General features: G+C 29.6%; 20 protein-coding genes. 19 read left to right on the top strand and 1 reads right to left on the bottom strand.

Annotation, left to right across the window (positions count from 1 at the left end):
- The first annotated feature begins 1 nt into the window (after window position 1).
- Both fusA and tuf read left to right on the top strand, forming a co-directional pair.
- Complete coding sequence (gene fusA, locus AAHM77_RS03330; RefSeq protein WP_342252709.1) at window positions 2-2,071, top strand: elongation factor G; 2,070 nt, start codon at window positions 2-4, stop codon at window positions 2,069-2,071.
- 95 nt (window positions 2,072-2,166) lie between these two features.
- Window positions 2,167-3,351 carry an elongation factor Tu gene (gene tuf, locus AAHM77_RS03325; RefSeq protein ID WP_342252708.1) on the top strand — a complete coding sequence of 395 codons (1,185 nt, stop codon included), beginning with the start codon at window positions 2,167-2,169 and terminating at the stop codon, window positions 3,349-3,351.
- Window positions 3,352-3,416: 65 nt separating this feature from the next.
- Here tuf and AAHM77_RS03320 read toward each other — a convergent pair whose 3' ends face one another.
- Window positions 3,417-4,754 carry a M17 family metallopeptidase gene (locus tag AAHM77_RS03320; protein WP_342252707.1) on the bottom strand — a complete coding sequence of 446 codons (1,338 nt, stop codon included), beginning with the start codon at window positions 4,752-4,754 and terminating at the stop codon, window positions 3,417-3,419.
- A gap of 152 nt (window positions 4,755-4,906) precedes the next feature.
- Here AAHM77_RS03320 and pepF point away from each other — a divergent pair, with 152 nt between their 5' ends.
- The 17 genes from pepF to AAHM77_RS03235 all read left to right on the top strand — a co-directional run bounded on the left by pepF (window position 4,907) and on the right by AAHM77_RS03235 (window position 23,142).
- Window positions 4,907-6,712 carry an oligoendopeptidase F gene (gene pepF / locus AAHM77_RS03315; protein WP_342252706.1) on the top strand — a complete coding sequence of 602 codons (1,806 nt, stop codon included), beginning with the start codon at window positions 4,907-4,909 and terminating at the stop codon, window positions 6,710-6,712.
- Window positions 6,712-7,152, top strand: a complete 441-nt coding sequence (gene rpiB / locus AAHM77_RS03310) for a ribose 5-phosphate isomerase B (RefSeq protein WP_342252705.1) — start codon at window positions 6,712-6,714, stop codon at window positions 7,150-7,152. Before pepF ends, rpiB begins: the two co-directional genes overlap by 1 nt.
- 68 nt (window positions 7,153-7,220) lie before the next feature.
- Window positions 7,221-7,841 (top strand): uracil phosphoribosyltransferase, encoded by a 621-nt coding sequence (upp, locus tag AAHM77_RS03305; protein ID WP_342252704.1) that lies wholly within the window; start codon window positions 7,221-7,223, stop codon window positions 7,839-7,841.
- Window positions 7,810-8,271 (top strand): MG406 family protein, encoded by a 462-nt coding sequence (locus AAHM77_RS03300; protein WP_342252703.1) that lies wholly within the window; start codon window positions 7,810-7,812, stop codon window positions 8,269-8,271. The genes upp and AAHM77_RS03300 overlap by 32 nt, the downstream gene beginning before the upstream one ends.
- Complete coding sequence (locus tag AAHM77_RS03295) at window positions 8,262-9,107, top strand: FoF1 ATP synthase subunit A (protein WP_342252702.1); 846 nt, start codon at window positions 8,262-8,264, stop codon at window positions 9,105-9,107. Before AAHM77_RS03300 ends, AAHM77_RS03295 begins: the two co-directional genes overlap by 10 nt.
- Before the next feature lies 1 nt (window position 9,108).
- Complete coding sequence (gene atpE, locus AAHM77_RS03290; RefSeq protein ID WP_342252701.1) at window positions 9,109-9,408, top strand: ATP synthase F0 subunit C; 300 nt, start codon at window positions 9,109-9,111, stop codon at window positions 9,406-9,408.
- 40 nt (window positions 9,409-9,448) lie between these two features.
- On the top strand, window positions 9,449-9,985 hold the full coding sequence (gene atpF, locus AAHM77_RS03285) for a F0F1 ATP synthase subunit B (RefSeq protein ID WP_342252700.1): 537 nt from the start codon (window positions 9,449-9,451) through the stop codon (window positions 9,983-9,985).
- A gap of 3 nt (window positions 9,986-9,988) precedes the next feature.
- Window positions 9,989-10,525, top strand: coding sequence for a F0F1 ATP synthase subunit delta (locus tag AAHM77_RS03280; RefSeq protein WP_342252699.1), 537 nt, complete (start codon window positions 9,989-9,991; stop codon window positions 10,523-10,525).
- A gap of 13 nt (window positions 10,526-10,538) precedes the next feature.
- A complete protein-coding gene (gene atpA, locus AAHM77_RS03275) occupies window positions 10,539-12,113 on the top strand; it encodes a F0F1 ATP synthase subunit alpha (RefSeq protein ID WP_342252698.1) in 1,575 nt (524 codons plus the stop codon).
- A gap of 4 nt (window positions 12,114-12,117) precedes the next feature.
- Window positions 12,118-12,966, top strand: a complete 849-nt coding sequence (atpG, locus tag AAHM77_RS03270) for an ATP synthase F1 subunit gamma (RefSeq protein ID WP_342252697.1) — start codon at window positions 12,118-12,120, stop codon at window positions 12,964-12,966.
- Window positions 12,967-12,977: 11 nt separating this feature from the next.
- On the top strand, window positions 12,978-14,396 hold the full coding sequence (gene atpD, locus AAHM77_RS03265; protein ID WP_342252696.1) for a F0F1 ATP synthase subunit beta: 1,419 nt from the start codon (window positions 12,978-12,980) through the stop codon (window positions 14,394-14,396).
- Window positions 14,380-14,688, top strand: coding sequence for an ATP synthase F1 subunit epsilon (atpC, locus tag AAHM77_RS03260; protein WP_342252695.1), 309 nt, complete (start codon window positions 14,380-14,382; stop codon window positions 14,686-14,688). Before atpD ends, atpC begins: the two co-directional genes overlap by 17 nt.
- A 95-nt stretch (window positions 14,689-14,783) precedes the next feature.
- Complete coding sequence (gene secA / locus AAHM77_RS03255) at window positions 14,784-17,159, top strand: preprotein translocase subunit SecA (protein ID WP_342252694.1); 2,376 nt, start codon at window positions 14,784-14,786, stop codon at window positions 17,157-17,159.
- A gap of 22 nt (window positions 17,160-17,181) precedes the next feature.
- Window positions 17,182-19,155 carry an excinuclease ABC subunit UvrB gene (gene uvrB / locus AAHM77_RS03250; protein WP_342252693.1) on the top strand — a complete coding sequence of 658 codons (1,974 nt, stop codon included), beginning with the start codon at window positions 17,182-17,184 and terminating at the stop codon, window positions 19,153-19,155.
- Window positions 19,156-19,296: 141 nt separating this feature from the next.
- Window positions 19,297-20,493 (top strand): arginine deiminase, encoded by a 1,197-nt coding sequence (locus AAHM77_RS03245; RefSeq protein ID WP_342252692.1) that lies wholly within the window; start codon window positions 19,297-19,299, stop codon window positions 20,491-20,493.
- 43 nt (window positions 20,494-20,536) lie between these two features.
- On the top strand, window positions 20,537-21,538 hold the full coding sequence (gene argF, locus AAHM77_RS03240) for an ornithine carbamoyltransferase (RefSeq protein WP_342252691.1): 1,002 nt from the start codon (window positions 20,537-20,539) through the stop codon (window positions 21,536-21,538).
- A 47-nt stretch (window positions 21,539-21,585) separates the two neighbouring features.
- Window positions 21,586-23,142, top strand: a complete 1,557-nt coding sequence (locus tag AAHM77_RS03235) for a YfcC family protein (RefSeq protein WP_342252690.1) — start codon at window positions 21,586-21,588, stop codon at window positions 23,140-23,142.
- Window positions 23,143-23,185: the final 43 nt, after the last annotated feature.

Here is a 23,185-nt window from a genome sequence, read left to right as displayed (position 1 = left end):
TATGGAAAGAAAATATCCATTAGAAAAAACAAGAAACATTGGGATTATGGCTCACATTGATGCTGGTAAAACAACAACAACAGAACGTGTACTTTACCACACAGGTAAAATTCACAAAATTGGTGAAACTCATGATGGTCAAAGTCAAATGGATTGAATGGCACAAGAACAAGAAAGAGGGATTACAATTACCTCTGCAGCTACAACTGCTTTTTGGAAAGATAATTGTATCAATATAATTGATACTCCTGGCCATGTTGATTTTACTGTAGAAGTTGAAAGATCTTTAAGAGTTTTAGATGGCGCTGTTGCTGTTCTTGACGCACAATCCGGAGTAGAACCACAAACTGAAACAGTTTGAAGACAAGCGACAACATATAAAGTACCTAGAATTGTGTTTGTCAATAAGATGGATAAAACTGGAGCAGACTTTTTGTATTCAGTAAAAACAATTAAAGATAGATTAGGTGCTGAGGCACACCCAATCCAATTACCAATTGGTTCGGAAGAAAATTTTACTGGAATTATTGATTTAATTGAAAGAAAAGCTTATTCATTTGATGGTAAATCAGAAGAAAATGCAAAAGAAATACCAGTCCCTGAAGACCAAAAAGATTTGGTAGAAGAGTACCGTGTTAAATTAATTGAAGCGGTCGCTTTATTTGATGATGAAGTTATGGAGTTATATTTAAATTCTGGTGATTTAGATAACAATCGTTTAAAAAAAGCTATTCGTCAAGCCACATTAACATCAGAGTTTTTCGCTGTAATTTGTGGTTCAGCTTTTAAAAATAAAGGTGTTAAATTAATGATTGATGCTGTTATTGATTATCTTCCATCTCCTTTAGATGTGCCAAGCATTAAAGGGTTACTTCCTTCAGGTGAAGAAGGGAAAAGAATTTCTTCTGATGATGAACCGTTCTCAGCTTTAGCGTTTAAAATTATGACTGATCCTTTTGTAGGTAAACTTTCATTCTTTAGAGTTTATTCAGGTAAATTAACAAAAGGTAGTTATATTTACAATTCAACAAAAGGCAAAAAAGAACGTATCGGAAGAATTTTAAAGATGCATGCAAATAGTCGTGAAGAAATTGATGAAGTAAGAGCTGGTGAAATTGCAGCAGCAGTTGGATTGAAAGACACCGTTACTGGTGATACTTTATGTGATGAAAAGAAACAAATTATTTTAGAGTCAATGGTATTCCCTGAACCAGTTATTAATCTTGCCTTAGAACCTAAAACGAAAGGTGACCAAGAAAAAATGTCACTTGCTTTATCAAAATTAGCAGAAGAAGACCCGACATTCAAAACTTTCACAGATCAAGAAACAGGTCAAACAATAATAGCTGGAATGGGCGAATTACATTTAGATATTATTGTCGATCGTTTAAAACGTGAATTTAAAGTTGAGGCTAATGTTGGTGCGCCTCAAGTTTCATACCGTGAAACGTTTAAAGCTTCAACAGATGCTGAAGGAAAATACATTAAGCAATCAGGTGGACGCGGTCAATACGGCCATGTTTGAATTAAATATGAACCAAACCCAGAAAAAGGTTTTGAATTTATTGATAAAATTGTTGGTGGTAAAATTCCTAGAGAATACATTAATGCAATTAGAGCTGGTGTTGAAGGTGCCTTAAATAATGGTGTTCTTGCTGGTTATCAAATGATTGATGTAAAAGCTACTTTATATGATGGTTCATACCATGATGTTGATTCATCCGAAATGGCATATAAAATAGCGGCATCACTTTCATTAAAAGAAGCTGCCAAAAATGCTAAACCTGTTATTTTAGAACCAATCATGTCAGTAGACGTAACTGTTCCAGAAGAATATTATGGTGATGTTATGGGTAATATTTCATCAAAACGTGGACAAATTGAAGGTAATGAACAACGAGGGAATGCACAAATAATTAATTCTAAAGTTCCTTTATCAGAAATGTTTGGTTATGCTACAGATCTTCGTTCTTTCACACAAGGACGTGGAACATATACAATGCAATTTAGTCATTACCAAGAAGCACCAAAGTCTATTACAGAAGAAATTGTTTCAAAATTTAAAAAATAAAAATATTAATTTTTTATATGTTAATATTTGAAAAAATATAAAAAATATTTTATTATTTAATATGTTTATTAGAAAACACAAGGAGAAAATATAATATGGCAAAAGAAAAATTTGACCGTAGTCTACCTCACGTAAATATTGGTACTATTGGTCATGTCGATCATGGTAAAACAACATTAACAGCTGCTATCACAACAGTTTTATCAAAAAAAGGATACGCTGACGCTAAAGGATACGCTGGTATTGATAATGCACCTGAAGAAAAAGCTCGTGGAATCACTATTAATACATCACACGTTGAATATCGTACAGATAAAAGACATTATGCACATGTTGACTGTCCTGGTCATGCAGATTATGTTAAAAATATGATTACTGGTGCAGCACAAATGGATGGAGCTATTTTAGTTGTAGCCGCTTCAGATGGGCCAATGCCTCAAACAAGAGAACACATTTTGTTATCAAGACAAGTTGGAGTGCCAAAAATGGTTGTTTTCTTAAACAAATGTGACATGGTTGAAGATGAAGAGTTATTAGAATTAGTAGAAATGGAAGTTAGAGAATTACTTTCTAAATATGAATTTGATGGTGATAATACTCCTGTAATTAAAGGTTCAGCATTAAAAGCGTTGGAAGGTGATGCGAAATGAGAAGAGAAAGTTCTAGAATTAATGGATGCTGTTGATAGTTTCATTCCAGAACCAGAACGTGACATTGACAAACCATTCTTAATGCCCGTAGAAGATGTTTTCACAATTACAGGACGTGGAACTGTAGCAACAGGTAGAGTTGAACGTGGTAAATTAAACATCAACGATGAAGTTGAGATTATTGGTATTCAAGAAACTAAAAAAACTGTTGTAACAGGTGTTGAAATGTTTCGTAAGTTACTAGATTATGCTGAAGCTGGTGATAATATCGGAGCCTTACTACGTGGAGTTGACCGTAATTCAATCCAACGTGGACAAGTTTTAGCAAAACCTGGAACAGTTACACCACATACACAATTTGTTGCTCAAATTTATGCTTTATCTAAAGATGAAGGTGGACGACATACACCATTCTTCGGTAATTACCGTCCTCAATTTTACTTCAGAACAACAGATGTAACAGGTTCAATTGAATTACCAAAAGGTGTTGAAATGGTTCAACCTGGTGATAATGCTGAATTAACTGTTAACTTAATTCACCCAATAGCTATTGAACAAGGAACTAAATTTTCAATCCGTGAAGGCGGTAGAACAATTGGTGCTGGTTCAGTAGTAAAAATCATTAAATAATTTTATTTATTTTAAATTAAAAAAAGTCTAGGTTTAAAACCTAGACTTTTTTTAATTTAAAATTATTAACCTTTAAATAACAATTCAATCAACGACTTAACCATTATTCCAGTACCGCGTTTAGTTTTTGGACATTCAGAAGTTCCTGCAATATCTAAATGGACAAATGGCAACCCCTCTGTAAATTCATCTAAGAATGCAGCAGCAGAACTAGAACCACCAAATCTTGAAGTACCAATATTGCTAATGTCAGCAATTGGACTATTGCGGATAGTTTTGTAATTTTCAGAATGGATTGGCATTCTTCAAATTTCTTCACCGCCTCTTTTAGCAGCTTCTTCAAATTCATGATAAAATGCATCATCAGTTGCAAAAACACCTGTCATATAATGACCTAATGCGATCACAATAGCGCCTGTTAATGTTGCGACATCAACAACTCTAGTAGCTTTCGCTTTTCTGATTGCATATGTAATTCCATCAGCTAAAACTAATCTTCCCTCAGCATCAGTATTATCAATTTGAACTGTTTTACCATTCATTGAAGTGATTACAGATTCTGGTAAAGTTGCATTAGCACCAATTCTATTATCTGTTATGCATGCTACACTAACAAAATTCGCTTTCGCTTTTAACTTTGCCAAAGACAATGCTGTCGCAGAAACAATCGCAGCTCCAGACATATCAAATTTCATACCAACCATAGCACTTGCTGGTTTTAAACTATATCCACCAGTATCAAATGTGATACCTTTTCCTACTAGGGCAGTTTTTTCATTAGATGTGGGATTACCACGATATTCTAATACAACAACTCTAGGTTCAAAATTACTCCCAGCATTAACGCTTAACAATAACCCCATTTTATTTTTTTCAATTTCTGCTTTATTTAAAATTTTGCAAGTTAAGCCTGGTATTTTTTTCGCTTCAGCTTCAATTAATATAGCCATTTTTTCAGAATTTAAAATATTAGGAGGAGTATCTTGTAATTTTCTAGCAAAATTAATGTATTCGTATTTTAAAGCAATCCTTTTGAACTCAATTTCTGATGTATCAGAAATTGATAAAATATTAATTTTTGGTTCATCAATTTCCTTTTTATTAGTTTTTAAATTATATGATTCATTTTTAGCGTAAAAAACACCTTCCATAATAGCTTTAGTAAAAGATAAGTCGTCGTTATTTTTAAATGAATGAGTATCAATATTTATGTCGTAAACATTATTTTTTATAAAATCTATAATAATGTTTTTTACTTTTATTGGCGTTGCAGATGATGCATTAAGATATAAGTAAATTGATTTATCATTAGAAATAAAAGTAGTGACACCATCCTTTTTAATGACAAACTTGTTAAGTGAACCATCACTATAACATGCTTTTAGAGTAATTTCATTACTCATTTTATTAAGTAAAATCATATTTTTCCTTTCTTATGTTTTATTTATCTAGAATTATAGCACATAGTAAAAACTAATGAATAATTAATTTTTATTAATAAAAAAGGAAAAATATTGTAGAATAAAAATAATTTAAAATATGAATTGGAGTTAAAATGAAACGACCTGAAGCAGCTCAAGAATATAAATGAGATTTCACACAGTTATATACAAATGACGAATTATGAAAAAAAGATTTAAAAAAGTGTGTCACTAAATTAAATGAAATTATTATCTTAAAAGGGAAATTAGATAATAAAAATAACTTTTTAAATTATATTAAATTAGATGAAGAAGTAGATAAAATAATCACCAAAATGTCACAGTATATCCATTATGGAGATATAAATCAGAGTGATGTAAAATATAAAGATTTATCAGGTTTATTTAGCAATACATTGACTGACATATCAAGCAAACTTTCTTTTATTAACCCTGAATTAAAAAAAATTGGTGAAGAAAAAATTATTAAGTGATTAACAGAAGAAGAAACCTTGAATAGATATATTAATTCTTATAAAAAATTTTTTAAAAATGCAAAATATTTTTTAGAAGAAGAAATAGAATATGTATTATCAACTGTTTCAAGAAGTAGAAATACAGCAAATGAATTGTACGATCTTTTATCTTATGCTGATAAAAATCCTGTTTTTATTGAATATAAAGGTGAAAAAAAAGAATTAACAAATTCTTTATATAGTGAAATTATGAAAGAGACTAATCCGATTGAAGACCAAGAGTTGAGAATTCTAGCTGCTAATAAATTTACAGAACATTTAAAAGATAAAAAACATTCTTTAGCAAAAGTTTATGAAGCTATTATTATCAAAGCAGTTGAATCTATTAAGATACGTGGGTTTAAAAACACTTTATTCGCCAGTTTATTAGGTGATGAAGTTTCAGAAGATATTTATCATTCTTTAATAGTTTATGGAAAAAAATACTCTTCATTATTTGTTGATTATAATAACTTATTAAAGAAACACTGGAATTTAGATAAATTTTATTCTACTGACCGTGGATTAACATTGGCTCAATCAGTAGTTGAAAATTATTCTGTTGAAGATGCAAAAAAAATAATTAAAGAAGCTTTAAATATATTAGGTGATGAATACTTAAAAAAATTAGAAATAGCATGAGGAAAAAATAAAATTGACTATTTTGAAGATACCAACAAAAGAGATGGTGCGTATTCATCAGGCGGATGAATTGTTGAACCGATAATTTTAATGAATTGAGATAATAAAATATATTCAGTAAACACTTTAGCACACGAAGTAGGTCACTCTGTTCATACATTGTTTGCAGATGAATACCAACAATATCCTCTTTCAAACTATCCAATAATTTTAGCTGAAGTAGCATCAACATTAAATGAACATTTGTTATTTGATTATTTATACAAAAAAGAAATTGATATTAATAATAAAATAAACTTAATTCAAACAAGAATTGAAGAGATTATGGGAACATTCTTCAGACAAATCCATTTCGCAGACTTTGAACTACAAGCACATAAACTAGTTGAAGAAAATAATCCATTAAATGCTGAAATTTTAGCAAATTTATTTAAAAAAATTTCTGATGATTTTGGTTATACAGTCTTTGATAATTTAGACGATAAAGGTAACAAATATTCATGAACTAGAATATTACATTTCTTCAATTCCCCTTATTATGTTTATAAATATGCCACTTCAATTGTTGCTTCATTTAAATTGTATGAAGATGTTAAAAACGGTAACGTTGAAAACGTAATGAAATTTTTAAAATCAGGGGGTTCAAAGCCGCCTCTAGATATTTTAAAAGAAATTGGAATTGACTACACTAAAAATGATGTTTACGAACCTTTGATTAATAAAATAAAATCATTAATGCATGAATTAGAAACATTATTAAAAAGCAAAAAGGAGAAAAAATAATGAAATTATTTATCGGTGGTGATCATTCTTCTTTAGAAATGAAATCTTTTTTAATAAAAGAATTAAATAAACAAGGTTATGAATTAGAAGATGTAGGAACACATTCTGAAAAATCTGTGGATTATCCAGACTTCGCAAAAAAAGTTGCCAATAAAGTTGTTGGCGATAAAAACAGTTTAGGAATTATTATTTGTGGTACCGGAATAGGAATTTCAATTGCTGCAAATAAAATCCCTGGGGCAAGGGCAGCATTATTAAATGAAACCATTACAACAAAATTATCAAGAGAACATAATAATGCAAATATAATTGCATTAGGAGCTAGAATTATTGCGAAAGAAAAAGCTTTACAATTAGTAGAAGTTTTTATTAATACTAAATTTAGTGAAGAAGAACGTCATGTCAAAAGGATAGAAAAACTAAATAATTTAATTAATTAAATTATTTAGTTTTAATGCTTTTATTTTTTTTATATTTATATTAATATATTTTAAATAGGGAGTAAAAGATGTCTTTAAATGTAATTAAACATCCTTTAATTTTAGATAAGTTAACTAAAATGCGTTGTAAGAATACTGATACGAAACATTTCAGAGAAAATCTTGACGCTATTACGAAATTAATGATATTTGAAATTTTTAAAAATCTTGAATTAGATGAATTTGAGATTGAAACACCAGTTGCAAAAACTACTGGTTATGGATTGTCAAAAAAAATAAATTTATTCCCTATTCTAAGAGCTGGATTAGGTATGGTAAATGGATTTCTTGATTTATTACCAAATGTTAATATCGGTCACATTGGTATGCACAGAGATGAAAAAACTTTGGAGCCAGTTGAATATTTTTTCAAAAATCCAGATTTAAACAATTCAATTTCTGTTGTGTTAGATCCGATGTTAGCTACTGGTGGAAGTGCATCATTAGCTATTGAAAAGTTAGAAAAGATAACTAAGAATAAAATTATTTTAGTTGCTATTGTCGGTTCTCCTGAAGGTGTGGATTACATACAAAAACACCATCCAAAGGTAGATATTTACTTAGCATCAAAAGATGAGAAGTTAAACAAAAAAGGCTACATTGTCCCTGGTTTAGGGGATGCTGGAGATAGAATTTTTGGAACAAAATAATTTAAAAAAGAATGCTTTTAAATTTATTAAAAACAGAATAGATTTTAAGGTATTTTTATTTAGTTTTATTGGTTTTGCAGTAATTTCATTATTATTAGTAATTGTTTTTTTTGCATGATATCCAAATTCAATTTTATTTAGTGGTTTAGCCCTAGGATTTTTATTTTCATCAATTGGGTATTTATTTTTAATATTATCTGGAAAATTATTATTTTTTTCTAAAAACAAATTTTGATATATATTAATGTTTTTTTTTAGATTAGTTATTTATTCAATTCCTATTATTATTTTTTCATATCATCAAAATTTATTTTGTTTGTACACAATAATCGTAGGAATTTGCTTGTATCCTTTGACAACATTTTTTATTAATATAGGTTTAAAAGATAAAGGCGATAATCAAAATGGGAGTACAATTACATGCAATTAACGTATATGTCTTTTAACAGTTTGCTGTTAACCGATGATCCATCAGGTATGGATTCATGAAATCCTTTAATGTTAATGCCACAGTTGGTAACCATATTTTTAGTTTTTCTTATTATGATGATTCTAATTTTAAGCTATAACAAAAGTTTAAAAAAAGCATCGATCGATAAAGCTCCAACCGGAATAGTTCTGATTGGAGAATTAGTTATAAAATGATTAGAAGAACAGATTGTTGATTTAATGGGAACAAGGTATAGAGGATTAACAGTTTATGGATTATATTTGTTATTTTATTTAGGAATTGGTAATTTAATGGAAGTGATTGGATTTGATTCAATAGTTTCGTCCTTTACTGTACCATTATCCTTGGGGATAATAACATTTATTGGGATTTATTATTTTGGAATTAAATACCATAAACTAGTATTTTTTAAAAAATTTTTAAATCCATTAGAACTAATTCAACAATTTGTCCCATTAATCTCAATTTCATTCCGTATTTTCGGCAATGTATTGGGTGGTTCAATTATAGTCTTATTATTAACTTCGTTATTGAATGGTATTTGAAGCAGTATTCCTTATTTAGGACCAGTTGACTTATTAGCGGGAATGATATTGCCGTTCTTAAGTATTTATTTTGATATTTTCGATGGTCTAGTTCAGGCTTATATATTTACAATTTTAACCATTGCATACTGAGCGATGGAAATGGGTAAACCAGATAATATCACTAGTGATATTAATACTAAAAAGACTAGAAAAATCGATATTGAAAATTTAGAATTAAAATTAGATAAACATTATTCATTAGAAAACATAGAAAAGGGAGTGATTTAAAATGATGGATATATTTTCAAACATTTTTATTAATTTATTTTTAGCAGGACAAGACGTTCATATTTGGGGTTCATTGGCATATATTGGTGCTGGTTTAGCTGCCATCGGATGTTGTGGTTCAGGTATTGGACAAGGATTTATTGGAGGGAAAGCTGTAGAAGCTATCGGACGTAATCCTGAAGTTGAAGGTAAAGTTCGTACAATGTACATAATTTCAGCAGCTATTACTGAATCAGGTTCTATTTATGCTTTAGTTATTGCTATCATTCTATTATTTGTTGTCGCTGGTGATGGTAAATAATTTATTAATAAATTTATTGTAATTCAAAGGAGTAGTTAAAATGATTGCATCTTATTTTTATTCAGGTTCACCCATTGATCCTTCTGAAATTGTTAATGAATTATTTCCTAATATATGAGTTTTTATTGCTCATTTATTAGCATCAGTTGTCTTGTTGATAATGATTTCTAAATTTGTTTATAATCCATTTAGAAAAATGATGAAAAAGCGTGAAAAAATGATTCAAGATGTTTTAGACAAAGCTGTCCAAAAGCAAAAAAATGCGGATAAAAATGAAATTGAAGCATCTAAGTTGTTAACAGAAGCAAAAACAAAAGCATCATCTTTATTTATTGAAATTAAAAATGATGCCGAACAAAAGAAAAACGAAATTTTAATTAAAGCACATCAAAATGCTGATAAAATCAACACACATGCTAAACAAACAATTGAAAAAGAACGTGAAATGGCAAAAGAAGATATTAAAAAACAAATTATTGATGTAGCATTTATGGCCGCTGATAAAATTTTAGAAAAAGAAATTTCTAAATCTGAACATTCTAAAATGATTGATGACTTTATTAAGGAATTAGAATAAGGTATGTCACAAGATAAATTTGTTACCAACTGTGCTCAAGCATTATTTGAAATAGCTGATGAATCTAAACGCATTCCAGGATTTTATAAACAAAGTTGTGTTATTTTAAAATTATTAAATGCTAATAAAAGTTACATTAATTTATTAAGCAGTGTGCAAATTCCTAGAGAAAAACGCAAAAAAATGTTAGAAGCAGTCTTTATAAAGATTGTTTATAAAGACATTTTAAACTTTTTAAAATTGCTGATCGATCGTGATAAATTTAAGTATGTGCAATATGTTTTATATAAATTACAAAAAGATATTGATAATGCAAGAAATGTTCAATACGGAACAATATTCTCTGTTACTAAACTTACTGATAAACAAATGAATATTATTAAAATTAAAATCAGTAAAAAATTAAATTCTAATATTGATTTAATAAATAAACTAGACCCAACATTAATTGGTGGAATTAAAATTAAAATAAATAATAAAATTTTTGATGGTTCTATTAAAAATAAATTAAAAACAATAAAACAATCTATTATTAAATAAAAGGTGTTAATTCATGGCGTTAAATATTAATGAAATTTCAGAAATAATTAAAAAACAAATTAAACAATATGGCAATAAGATTGAAGTCAATGAAGAAGGTACGGTAATATCTGTTGGTGATGGTATTGCTATGATTAATGGTTTAGACAAAGCTATGATGGGAGAATTATTATTATTTCCAGGCGATGTTTACGGATTAGTTTTAAATTTAGAAGAAAACGCCGTCGGAGCTGTTCTGATGGGAGATGATCGAAATATAAAAGAAGGAGATAATGTTAAAAGAACTGGAAAAATTATTGAAACACCAGTAGGTGATGAAATGGTTGGTAGAGTTGTTAATGCTATTGGTCAAAGTATTGACGGTAAAGGGAAGATAAAATCTAAAATATTTCGTCCTGTTGAAAGAATCGCTTTAGGGGTAATGACAAGAAAATCTGTAAATGAACCATTAGAAACTGGTATCATAGGTATTGATTCTATGATTCCGATCGGTAAAGGTCAAAGAGAATTAATTATTGGGGATCGTCAAACTGGTAAAACTGCAATTGCTATTGATGCTATCATTAACCAAAAAGGAAAAAATGTTTTTTGTGTGTATGTCGCAATTGGTCAAAAAGCATCATCAGTTGCTTTAATTGTAGAAAAACTTAGAGCTTCAGGTGCGATGAAATATACTACTGTTGTATCTGCAACAGCAAGTGAATTATCACCTTTACAATATTTAGCACCATATACAGGTGTGACTATTGCTGAAGAATGAATGGAAAAAGGAAAAGATGTTTTAGTTATCTATGATGACTTGTCAAAACATGCAGTAGCATATCGTACAATGGCTTTATTACTAAGAAGACCACCAGGTCGTGAAGCTTATCCAGGTGATGTTTTTTATTTACATTCCAGATTATTAGAACGTGCTTGTCGTGTTAATGAAAAATATGGAGGCGGGAGTATCACAGCGCTTCCTATTATTGAAACTCAAGCAGGGGATATATCTGCATATATTCCAACTAATGTTATTTCAATTACAGATGGTCAAATTTTCTTAAATTCAGATTCTTTCAATTCAGGAATTAGACCAGCTATTGATGCAGGATTATCAGTCTCAAGGGTAGGTGGTGCTGCGCAAATTAAAGCAATGAAGCAAGTAGGTGCTAGTTTGAAATTAGAATTAGCACAGTACCGTGAATTGCAATCATTTTCACAATTTGGATCAGATTTGGATGAAAACACAAAATCTATTTTGGAACATGGAAAAAGAGTTATTGAAATTTTAAATCAAAAACAATATCGTCCAATCGATCAAATAGACCAATCACTAGTTTTACTGGCAGTTAAAGAAAAATTAACTAAATGATTGCCTTTAAAATTTGTTTCCGATTTTAAAATTAATGTTATTGACCACTTTAATAATAATAATGACGCTAAAATGTTACGCAAAAAAATAGAAACAAAAAAAGAATTTAACGATGAAATAAAAAAACAAGTAATTAAGCATTTGAAATTAGTAGTGAAAAATACTGTGGCAAAAATACCTAGTTATGAATCTTCAATTTTTGGACCTTTAAAAGAATTTGAAGAGTTAGGTTAATTAAATGGCATCAAGCAGCAATTTAAAAAAGGAAATTAATTCCATTAATTCCATTGAAAAAATAACTCAAGCAATGCAATTAGTTGCGACAGCAAAATTGAAAAAAATAGTTAAAATAATCGTTAATTCTAAACCATATTTTTCTGAAATTTATACTGTTTTTAATGACATAATCAGCAATTCTGAAGCATCGATTTATCAGAAAGATCCAAATAAAAAAGTTAAAAAAACTGCATGAGTAATTATAAATTCTAATTTAGGTTTATGTGGTGGTTATAATATCAATTTAAATAAAAAAGTTGTTAATCAAATAAAACAAAATGATTATGTTATAGTTTTTGGTAAAAAGGGCAAATCTTTTTATGAAGGAAATGGGATTAAAATAAATGAGTGTATAATTGATTACGATATTAATTTTACATACGAAGATGCCCGCTCAATTTCTAGTGAACTTTTAGGTAAATATAATAATTTAGAGTTTGATGAAATAAAAATTGCATACACTAAATTTATTAATAATATTACTTTTGAACCAGAAGTTATTAGTTTATTACCTATAGAAAAAAAACAAACCAATAACGCAAAAGATTTAATTTTAACTGAATTTGAACCAAATGCAGAAAAAGTGTTGGAAAATTCAATGTCTCTTTATGTTAATTCAATTTTATACAGTTCAGTTATTGAATCCCAAGTTTCAGAACAAGCTTCTAGAAGAAGCGCGATGGAAAATGCAACAAACAATGCAAATGATATGCTTGACGATTTAACATTAGAATATAATAGAAAAAGGCAATCAGCAATCACTCAAGAAATTTCAGAAATTGTTGGTGGCGTTAATGCGCAGAATGATTAGGAGAATTTAAAATGGTAGATAAAAATAAAATAGGTCATATTGTTCAAGTTTTGGGTCCAGTTGTTGATATCAAATTTCAAGATAATCATTTACCATCACTTTACAATGCTTTGAAAATTAAAAATAATAAATCTGAAGATACAGTTGAAGTTGTTCAACATATTGGTGATGACATTATTAGAGCGATTTCCATGGGCCCAACCGAAGGAATGGTAAGGGGTATGGAGGTTATTGATACAGGAGCCCCTATTTCAGTTCCGGTTGGTGATGAAATATTAGGCAGAATGTTCAATGTTCTAGGAGAACCAATTGACGAAAAAGGACCTGTTAAAACTAAAAAAAGAAATTATATCCACTGTAGTGCTCCTAATTATGAAAGTCAAAAAACATCTGTTGAAATTTTAGAAACTGGAATTAAAGTTATTGATTTGTTAGTTCCTTTTTCTAAGGGTGGAAAAACTGGTTTATTTGGTGGTGCTGGTGTTGGTAAAACAGTTTTAATTCAAGAATTAATTCACAACGTCGCTAAAGGACATGGCGGTCTTTCTGTTTTTGCTGGTGTTGGTGAAAGAACTAGAGAAGGAAATGATTTATATTATGAAATGATTGAATCAGGTGTTATTGATAAAACCGCTTTAGTTTTCGGTCAAATGAATGAAACACCAGGAGCTAGAATGAGAGTTGCATTGACTGCTTTAACGATGGCCGAATATTTTAGAGAAGAAAAGCAACAAGATGTGCTTTTATTTATCGATAATATTTTCCGTTTTACCCAAGCTGGTTCAGAAGTTTCTGCGCTACTAGGAAGAATGCCTTCAGCTGTTGGTTACCAACCAACTTTAGCAACCGAAATGGGAGCGTTACAAGAAAGAATTACATCTACTCAAAAAGGTTCAATTACATCTGTTCAAGCAGTTTATGTACCTGCTGATGATCTAACTGATCCAGCACCTGCTACAACATTTACCCATTTAGAAGCTAAGGTTGTTTTAGATCGTGCAATTTCTGCTCTAGGAATTTATCCTGCTATAAACCCATTGGATTCTGCATCAAGAATGTTAGACCCCTTAGTAGTGGGTGAAAACCACTATCAAACTGCTTTAAGAGTTCAAGAAATATTACAAAAATATAAGGAATTACAGTCTATAATCGCCATTTTAGGAATGGATGAATTGTCAGATGAAGATAAAATGGCTGTTAATAGAGCTAGAAGAGTTAGAAATTTTTTATCTCAACCATTCTTTGTAGCAGAAGTTTTTTCTGGTAATCCCGGAAAATATGTAAAAGTTCAAGATACAATAAAAGGTTTTAAAGAAATCCTTGATGGTAAACATGATAATTTACCAGAACAAGCATTTTTATATGTAGGGACAATTGAAGAAGCTGTCACAAAAGGTCAGAAGTTAAATAAAAATGGCAAATCAAATTAAGTTAAAAATCATTACACCCGATGGTATAATTTGTGATAAATTGGTTGACATTGTAATAGTCAGAACTATTAATGGTTATTTAGGTATATTGCACGGACATATTCCCCTGGTTTCTACAATAATTCCATCCAAATTAAAATATAAAATTAATGAAAAAGAAGAAGTTTACGATATACAAGGTGGTATTTTACAAACCACACAAGATACAGTAAAAATATTGGCAGATTCGATAATTTTAGACAAAGAACGTAGTATAAAAATGCAACGACAAATTAAAAGAAAAATTGATTAATAATTATAAACTTTTTTTAATATATACTTTAATTATTATATATAGTAAAATTACATTATCTGTAGTTTTACTTTTTTATTTTAATAGGAGAAAATATGAAAACTAATGACGGTGGACTAATTAACAAATATGCTAAAAAAGCAGAAAAAATTTTAAGCAAAGCAGAAGAATTTAAGGAGTTGGACGATAAAGCACTATGTGCCAAAACCAATGAATTTTTAGAAAAGTTAGAAAATGGCGAAACATTAGAAGATATTATTATCGATGCCTTTGCTGTTGCAAGAGAATCTGCAAGAAGAAAAACAGGTTTAGAAGCATATAAAGTTCAAATTATAGGAGGTTTAATACTCCATGATGGTAATGTAGCGGAAATGAAAACGGGTGAAGGTAAAACTCTGACAGCATTAATGCCTACTTATTTAAATGCACTGTCAAAAAAAGGTGTACATGTTGTAACAGTTAATGAATATCTTTCTGAACGTGATAGTAAAATCAATGGTGAAGTTTTAGAATGATTAGGATTAACTGTTGGACTAAACAAGAGAAGTCATACACCACTACAAAAGAAAAAAGCGTTTGAACAAGACGTGACATATACAACAAATTCAGAATTAGGTTTTGATTATTTACGTGATAATATGGTTGATAATTTAAATAAAAAAGTTTTACGAGAACTAAATTATTGCATCATCGATGAAACTGACTCAATATTAATTGATGAATCTAGAACACCGTTAATAATTTCAGGGAAAAGAAGTTCTAGAACACCTCAGTATGTAGCAGCTAACATTTTAATGGATCAGTTGAACAAAAATGAAGATATAGAAATTGACGAAGAATCTAGACAAGTATTCTTAACTCCTTCAGGTGTTGAAAAGGCTGAAAAACATTTTATGACAAAAAATTTATTTCACATCAGCAATACTGAAATTTATCATGTAATTTTAAATGCTGCTCGTGCCCGCTTTGTTTTTAAAGCTGGAGTAGAATATATTGTAAATAAAAAACAAGAAATTGTATTAATTGATCAAAACACAGGAAGATTAATGGAAGGTCGAAGTTATAGCGGTGGATTACAACAAGCTATTCAAGCTAAAGAAAAAGTTAACATTGAACCTGAAACGTTAATTGTTGCAACAATTACATACCAAAATTTCTTCAGGTTGTATAGTAAATTATCTGGTATGACAGGTACTGCGAAAACTGAAGAAGAAGAATTTATTAAAATTTACAATATGCAAGTTATTTCTGTACCTACAAACAAACCAATTATTCGTAAGGATGAAATTGATTTTGTATTTGCGAATAATAATGCTAAATTAAAATATTTAATCAATGAAATCAAACAAAAAAATGAAATAGGACAACCTATTTTAATCGGGACAACATCAGTAGAATCATCAGAACAAGTTGCTAATTTTTTATCTGCTGAAAATCTTAAATATGAAATTTTAAACGCGAAAAATCATGAGCGTGAAGCTGAAATTATTGCTCATGCTGGTGAAAAGAACTCAATTACTTTAGCAACAAATATGGCTGGTCGTGGTACAGATATCAAACTTGGTAAAGGTGTGAAAGAAATTGGCGGTTTAGTTGTTTTTGGAGTTGAAAGAAATGAATCACGAAGAATCGACAATCAATTAAGAGGTCGTTCAGGTCGTCAAGGTGACCCAGGGACATCAAGATTTTTTGTATCAGTTGATGACCAATTGCTAGTTCGTTTTGGTGGACCAAAAATACAAAGATTATTTTCTAAATTAGGAGATGATTTTATACGTTCTAAAATGTTGATGCGTAGCATTAGTGGTGCTCAAAAGAAAATTGAAGGAATGAATTTTGACCAACGTAAGAATTTATTAGATTATGATAATGTTTTAGCACAACATCGTGAAACTATTTATGCTCAAAGAGACCAAATTTTAAAAGCACAAGAATTAGAAGGAATGTTAGATAAAATGCAATATTCTGTTAGTTATGATTTGACTAACATTTTTGGTTATGAATTACATAGTGAATGATTTGTTGATTATAAAAAAATTAAAAAAGGATTAGAAGGAAAAATCGTTGAAAAAAATTCCATTCTAGAAAATAATATTAAGAATAATAATCAAAAACAAATTGCTTTATTTTTAAAAGAAAAAATTAATGATTTTTATATTAATAAAACTCAAAATATCGATAAAGAAATTTTGGATAAAATTGTTCAAAAAATTATGATTATTTCAATTGATAAGTTTTGACAAACACATATTGATGCAATGCAACAATTAAGATCAGGAATTCATTTACAAAGTTATGCTCAAAAAGATCCGCTACATACCTATGTAGAAGAATCTAAACAATTATATGATTATATGAAAATTCAAATAGCACATGAAGTTATCATTGGATTAGCTAATTTATCTGTTTCTAAAATAGAAAATTTTGACAAAAAAGAAGCTGAAGAAGTGCAGTTAAAAACTATGGCTTAGTTAAGAAAGATTGAGGTTTTAATTGAATTTTAAATTGGTAAAACAGTTTGAACCAGCAGGCGATCAACCAGAAGCGATAGATAAATTAATCGCTGGAGTTGAAAATAAAAAAAACATTCAGGTGTTAATGGGTGCGACTGGTACTGGTAAAACTTACACAATCGCAAATGTAATTAGCAAAATAAATAAACCGACATTAATTTTAGCCCACAACAAAACTTTGGCAATGCAACTTTATTCAGAATTGAAAACTATGTTTCCAGAAAATCGAGTAGAGTATTTTGTATCCAACTTTGATTTTTTTCAACCGGAAGCTTACTTGCCTTCAAAAGATCTTTATATAAATAAAGACGCTAAGCAAAATTTAGAATTAGACATGATGCGTTCGGCAGCTACAAATGCTTTGTTAACAAGAAAAGATGTTATTGTCGTTTCTTCAGTAGCGTCAATTTATCCTTTGCAAGATCCTTTAGAGTACGAAAAGAATTTTTTTGAAATTGAATTGAATCAAAAATTTTCAAGAAAAAAATTATTAACTTTTTTAGTTCAAGCTGGTTACAGAAGGAATGATATAGAAAATAGCCCAGGAACTTTTAGTGCTAAGGGAGATGTAATTAAAATCATTCCCAGTGATATTTCAAATAAATATATTCGTTTAGATTTATTTGATGATACTGTTGAAGAAATTGTTATTTTTAATTTAATTAAAAATACAGTTACCAATAGATTAACTAGGGTCACAATTTTTCCTGCCAATAATTACATTACATCAAAAGAAAGATTAAAAATTTCAATTCAACGAATCAAAAATGAATTATCATCAAGATTAGAAGAATTGAAAAAAGAAAACAAATTAATTGAATATCATCGTTTAGAAGAAAGAACAAATTATGATATTGAGACATTAGAAGAATTTGGGATTTGCTCTGGAATTGAAAACTATTCAGCACACTTAGATTTAAGAAAAAAGGGTCAAATCCCATATACATTATTAGATTATTTTGGTGATGATTATTTAACAGTGATTGATGAATCACATATATCACTACCTCAAATCAGAGGGATGTCAAATACAGACAAATCGAGAAAAGTCAATTTAGTTAATTTTGGTTTTCGATTACCATCAGCACAAGACAATCGCCCTTTAACGTTCGAAGAATTTATCCAAAAAACTAAACAATTAATTTGTACATCTGCTACGCCAGGTGATTATGAATTAGAACAATTGTCAAAAAACAAAGACATGGTCATTCCACAAATTATTCGACCAACTGGTTTAATTGATCCAACAATTGAAGTACTACCGAAATTAAATCAAATTGATCGCATTATTATCGAAATTAATAAAAGGAGTTTAAAAAACCAAAGAACATTAATAACCACTTTAACAAAAAGAATGTCAGAAGATCTTACATCCTTTTTACAAGAAAAAAATATTAAAGTCGCTTATTTACACAGTGATTTAAAAACTTTAGAACGTTCAATTATAATTAATGACCTAAGAAGAGGAGTTTATGACACAATTGTAGGAGTTAACTTATTAAGAGAAGGAATAGATATTCCAGAAACTTCATTAGTTTGTATTTTAGATGCTGATAAACAAGGATTTTTAAGGAACACCAGATCATTGGTCCAAACAATTGGAAGAGCTGCGCGTAATTCAGAGGGGCATGTTATTTTATTTGCTGATAATATAACAGATTCAATGAAAGAAGCTATGAAGGAAACTGAAAATCGCCGAAATTTTCAAATAGCTTATAACAAAAAAAATAATATAATTCCAAAAACAATTATTAAATCAGTAATAGATTACTCAAACACACAAGCTAATTTATACAAAAATAAATTAAAAAATAAAAAGAATAAAGAATATAAATTAGCCCATGAACAACTATTAGATGAATTAAATCAAAAAATGTTAGAGGCTAGTCAAAATTTAGATTTTGAAAAAGCAGCAGAATTAAGAGACATAATTATAGAATTAAAAAATGAATAGTAAGAACTATTCATTTTTTAATTCTATAGGTTGTATTTTTTTAAAAAAGTATAACAATGAAAGTAAGAAAGAATTGAATAAATATATTTAATTTTTTCTAAATATTAACTATATTTATTATCTTAAGAAAGGGTAATGTTTATGACACAAAAAGGAATAAATGTTTATTCAGAAATTGGTAAGTTAAAAACAGTCTTACTACATAGACCAGGAGATGAAATGGCAAATCTAACTCCTGATTTACTAGAAAGGTTGTTGTTTGATGACACACCAGATTTAGAAGTAGCACAAAAAGAACATGATGAATTTGCTAAAATTTTGCAATCAAAAGGAATTGAAACTCTTTATATTGAGAATTTAGTAGCAGACACAATTAAAGATAATAAAAATCTAAGAAATGAATTGCTAGAAAATTTTTTAGATGAATCAGATGTAGATCCAAAGAGAAGAGATATGTTAAGAACTTATCTTGATAAACTAAATGATTTAGATATGGTTAAAAAAATGATTGCTGGAGTTACTAAATTTGAAATAGGGATTACTGAAAAAGAAGAATATCCATTATTAGTTGATCCAATGCCAAATATTTTATTTCAAAGAGATCCATTTGCATCAGTAGGTAATGGTGCGACAGTTCACCGTATGTATACAGTTACAAGAAGAAGAGAAACTTTATTTGTAGATTGTGTGTTTAAAAACCATCCAAGATTTAAAGATCAAATTAACCTATGATATACAAGAAATGAATCAGAACATCTAGAGGGTGGAGATGTAATGGTTTTAAGCAAAAATACATTAATTATTGGTTGTACCGAAAGAACAACAATGAAAGCAATCCGCAAAGTTGCTAAAAATATTTTTGAAAACAAAAACACAACTTTTAAAAAAGTTGTGGCATTAGATTTAAATACTAAAAATCGTGCATTTATGCATTTAGATACAGTATTTACAAATGTAGATTATGACAAGTTTATTGCACACCCCTTAATTTTCGAAAATGAAAAAACATTTAAAATTATTGAAATTACCGAAAATGGTGAAAAAGAAATTAAGGAATCAATAATTGATTACTTATCATCAGAAGTTGGGAAACCAGTAAAAATTATTAAATGTGGAGGAGATGACCCAATTCATGAAGCTAGAGAACAGTGGAATGATGGAACAAATGTTTTGACTATTAATCCAGGCGAAGTCATTGCTTACTCAAGAAATCATATTACAGTTAAACTATTAAAAGAAGCTGGTGTTAAAGTACATGAAATTCCATCATCAGAATTATCAAGAGGTCGTGGTGGACCAAGATGTATGTCAATGCCTATTATTAGAGAAGATATTTAATTTTCTTAAATAAATTATTTTTAAAATCAGAAAGGCTAAAAAAATGGCAGTTAATTTAAAAGGTAAAAGTTTTTTAACAATAAAAGACTTTACACCTGAAGAAATAATGTATCTTTTAGATTTATCTAAAAAATTAAAAAAAGAGAAGCGTGAGGGTAAACAACATCGTCATCTTGAAGGTAAAAATGTAGTTTTATTGTTTCAAAAAGATTCAACAAGAACTAGATGTGCTTTCGAAGTAGGTGCGATGGACCTAGGGATGGGAACTGTTTATTTAGGACCGAGCGGATCACAAATGGGTAAAAAAGAATCTATCGCTGACACAGCCTCAGTGCTAGGAGGGATGTTTGATGGAATTGAATTTCGTGGTTATAAGCAATCAGATGTTGAATTACTAGCTAAACATTCCGGAGTACCTGTTTGAAATGGATTAACAGACTTATATCATCCAACACAAATGTTAGCGGATATTTTAACTATTCAAGAACATAAAGGTCGTGATTTAAAAGGTATTAAATTTGTTTATTTTGGAGATTCTAGATTTAATATGGCCAATAGTTACATGATCATTAGTGCTAAATTAGGCATTAATTATGTGGGATGTGCTCCAAAAGATTTATGACCAAATATTGAATTATTAAAAGAATGTCAAGAATTAGCGAAAAAAAATGGTGGGTCAATCACTATGACAGATGATCCTAAAACAGCTGCAATCGACGCTGATGCCATTGCTACTGATGTTTGAGTTTCAATGGGTGAAGACAAATCTGTTTGAAAACAAAGAATCAAAGACTTAACACCTTACCAAGTTAATATGGAAAAAATAAAACAAGCAAAAGATGATGTAATTTTCTTGCATTGTTTACCAAGCTTCCATGATGATAAAACTGATATGGCACAAGATATTATAAAACAGTTTGGTGGAAACGGAGAATTAGAAGTAACTGATGAAGTTTTTGCTTCAAAATATTCAAAAGTTTTTGATGAAGCTGAAAACAGATTGCATACAATTAAAGCAGTTATGCTTGCAACAATGAAGGGTTAACTTGAAATTGTTATTAATTATTAAATATATAAATAAGGAGGTTTAAAATGAATGATTTAGAACCTGCCAAAAGTAAGAAAAAACGCAGTTTCAAATTTAAGATGGTCTCAGCATTTACAATGCTGATGGGAATCATTGCTTTCTTTGTTGTATTAAGTTGAATTTTAAATGCTGCTGGCGTTACAACAACTTGGCAGGATGAGAATGGTAGTACCGAAACCGGCAAAATAGCTGTTGTTGGATTCTTCGATATCTTTTTAGCACCAATGAAAGGATTCATAGATAAAGCTGAAATAATAATATTTATTGTTACTCTTGGCGCTTTTATATCAGTGGTTATGCAAACCAAGTCAATGGAAGGGTTATCACAAGGGATTACTCGGAAAATGAAAGGTAAAGAAATCTGAGCGATACCACCATTAATGTTATTTTTCTCTGTTTGTGGAACAACAGAAGGAATGGCCGAAGAGTCAATAGGGTTCTATATGGTGACAGTACCATTGATGATAGCCGCTGGTTTCGATACGATTACCGGGTTAATGATTGTGTTATTAGGAGCCGGAGTGGGAGTTATGGGGTCTACAGTTAACCCCTTTCTTGTAACAGTTGCTGTTAACTCGATATTAGACGGTGGTTTTGATCCATCTGTCTTATCAGTTGGTGATGGATTAATATGACGTTTAGTTGCATGATTATTATTAACAGTCATTGCCATTGGTTTTGTAATGTGATATGCAAAACGTGTTAAAACAAATCCTTCAAAATCAGTAACATTTAAAACATATGAAGAAGATAAAGAATATTTCTTGAAAAATACAGATGAAGAAATAAAAATGAATGGACGTCGTATTGCAACAATGGTTGTTTTCGGAATTACATTTATAATTATGATTATGTATTTAATTGGTTGAGATACAATGTTGAATACTTCTGCTTTTGAAAATGCAGGACAATGATTCAACGATAACATTCCGTGAATAACTTCGCAAATCCCTGGGTTTGGTGTTGGTTATCTATCTGAAATCGCAGCATTCTTTTTAATATCAACCATAATCATCGCTGCTATTAATTGAAAATCAGAAGAAGAATTTATTAGTACATATATGGCAGGTGCTGCAGACATCTTGAGTGTTTGTTTGGTGATTGCAACAGCAGCTGGTGTTGGTTTTGTACTAACATGATCACATGAACAAGAATTATTTGTTAACGGATTAGTTTCAGGATTAGGTGGTGTTCAACCAGTTGGTCTAGTAATATTATTATTCATTATCTTTATACCTTTATCATTCTTAATACCATCAACCAGTGGTTTTGCTGCAGCAATCTTCCCATTGTTGGCAGGTAGTTCTACAAACCCTGGAATTATAATGCAACCAGATGCAATCGCAATAACAGCTTCTGGTTCTATTGCAGCATTCTCATTCGCATCAGGTATTGTGAATTTTGTTACACCAACAAGTGGAGTTGTGATGGGTGCATTGGCAATCTCAAAAGTTAGCTATGATCAATTATGGAAAGCTATTTGACCATTTATTTTAATGATGGTGGGAGCATCAATTGTCTTATTAGGTGTTGGTGGTGCCGTTGGTGGTACAGTATTTTAATTTCAAACTTTTATTATTAATGGATAAATATTAAGAAAGGCTT

Source organism: Spiroplasma endosymbiont of Amphibalanus improvisus (assembly GCF_964030645.1).
Classification (GTDB): Bacteria; Bacillota_I; Bacilli_A; order Mycoplasmatales; family Mycoplasmataceae; genus CAXIPX01.
Note: the sequence above shows the minus strand (reverse complement) of the source record. Positions and strands in the feature narration are given on the sequence as shown.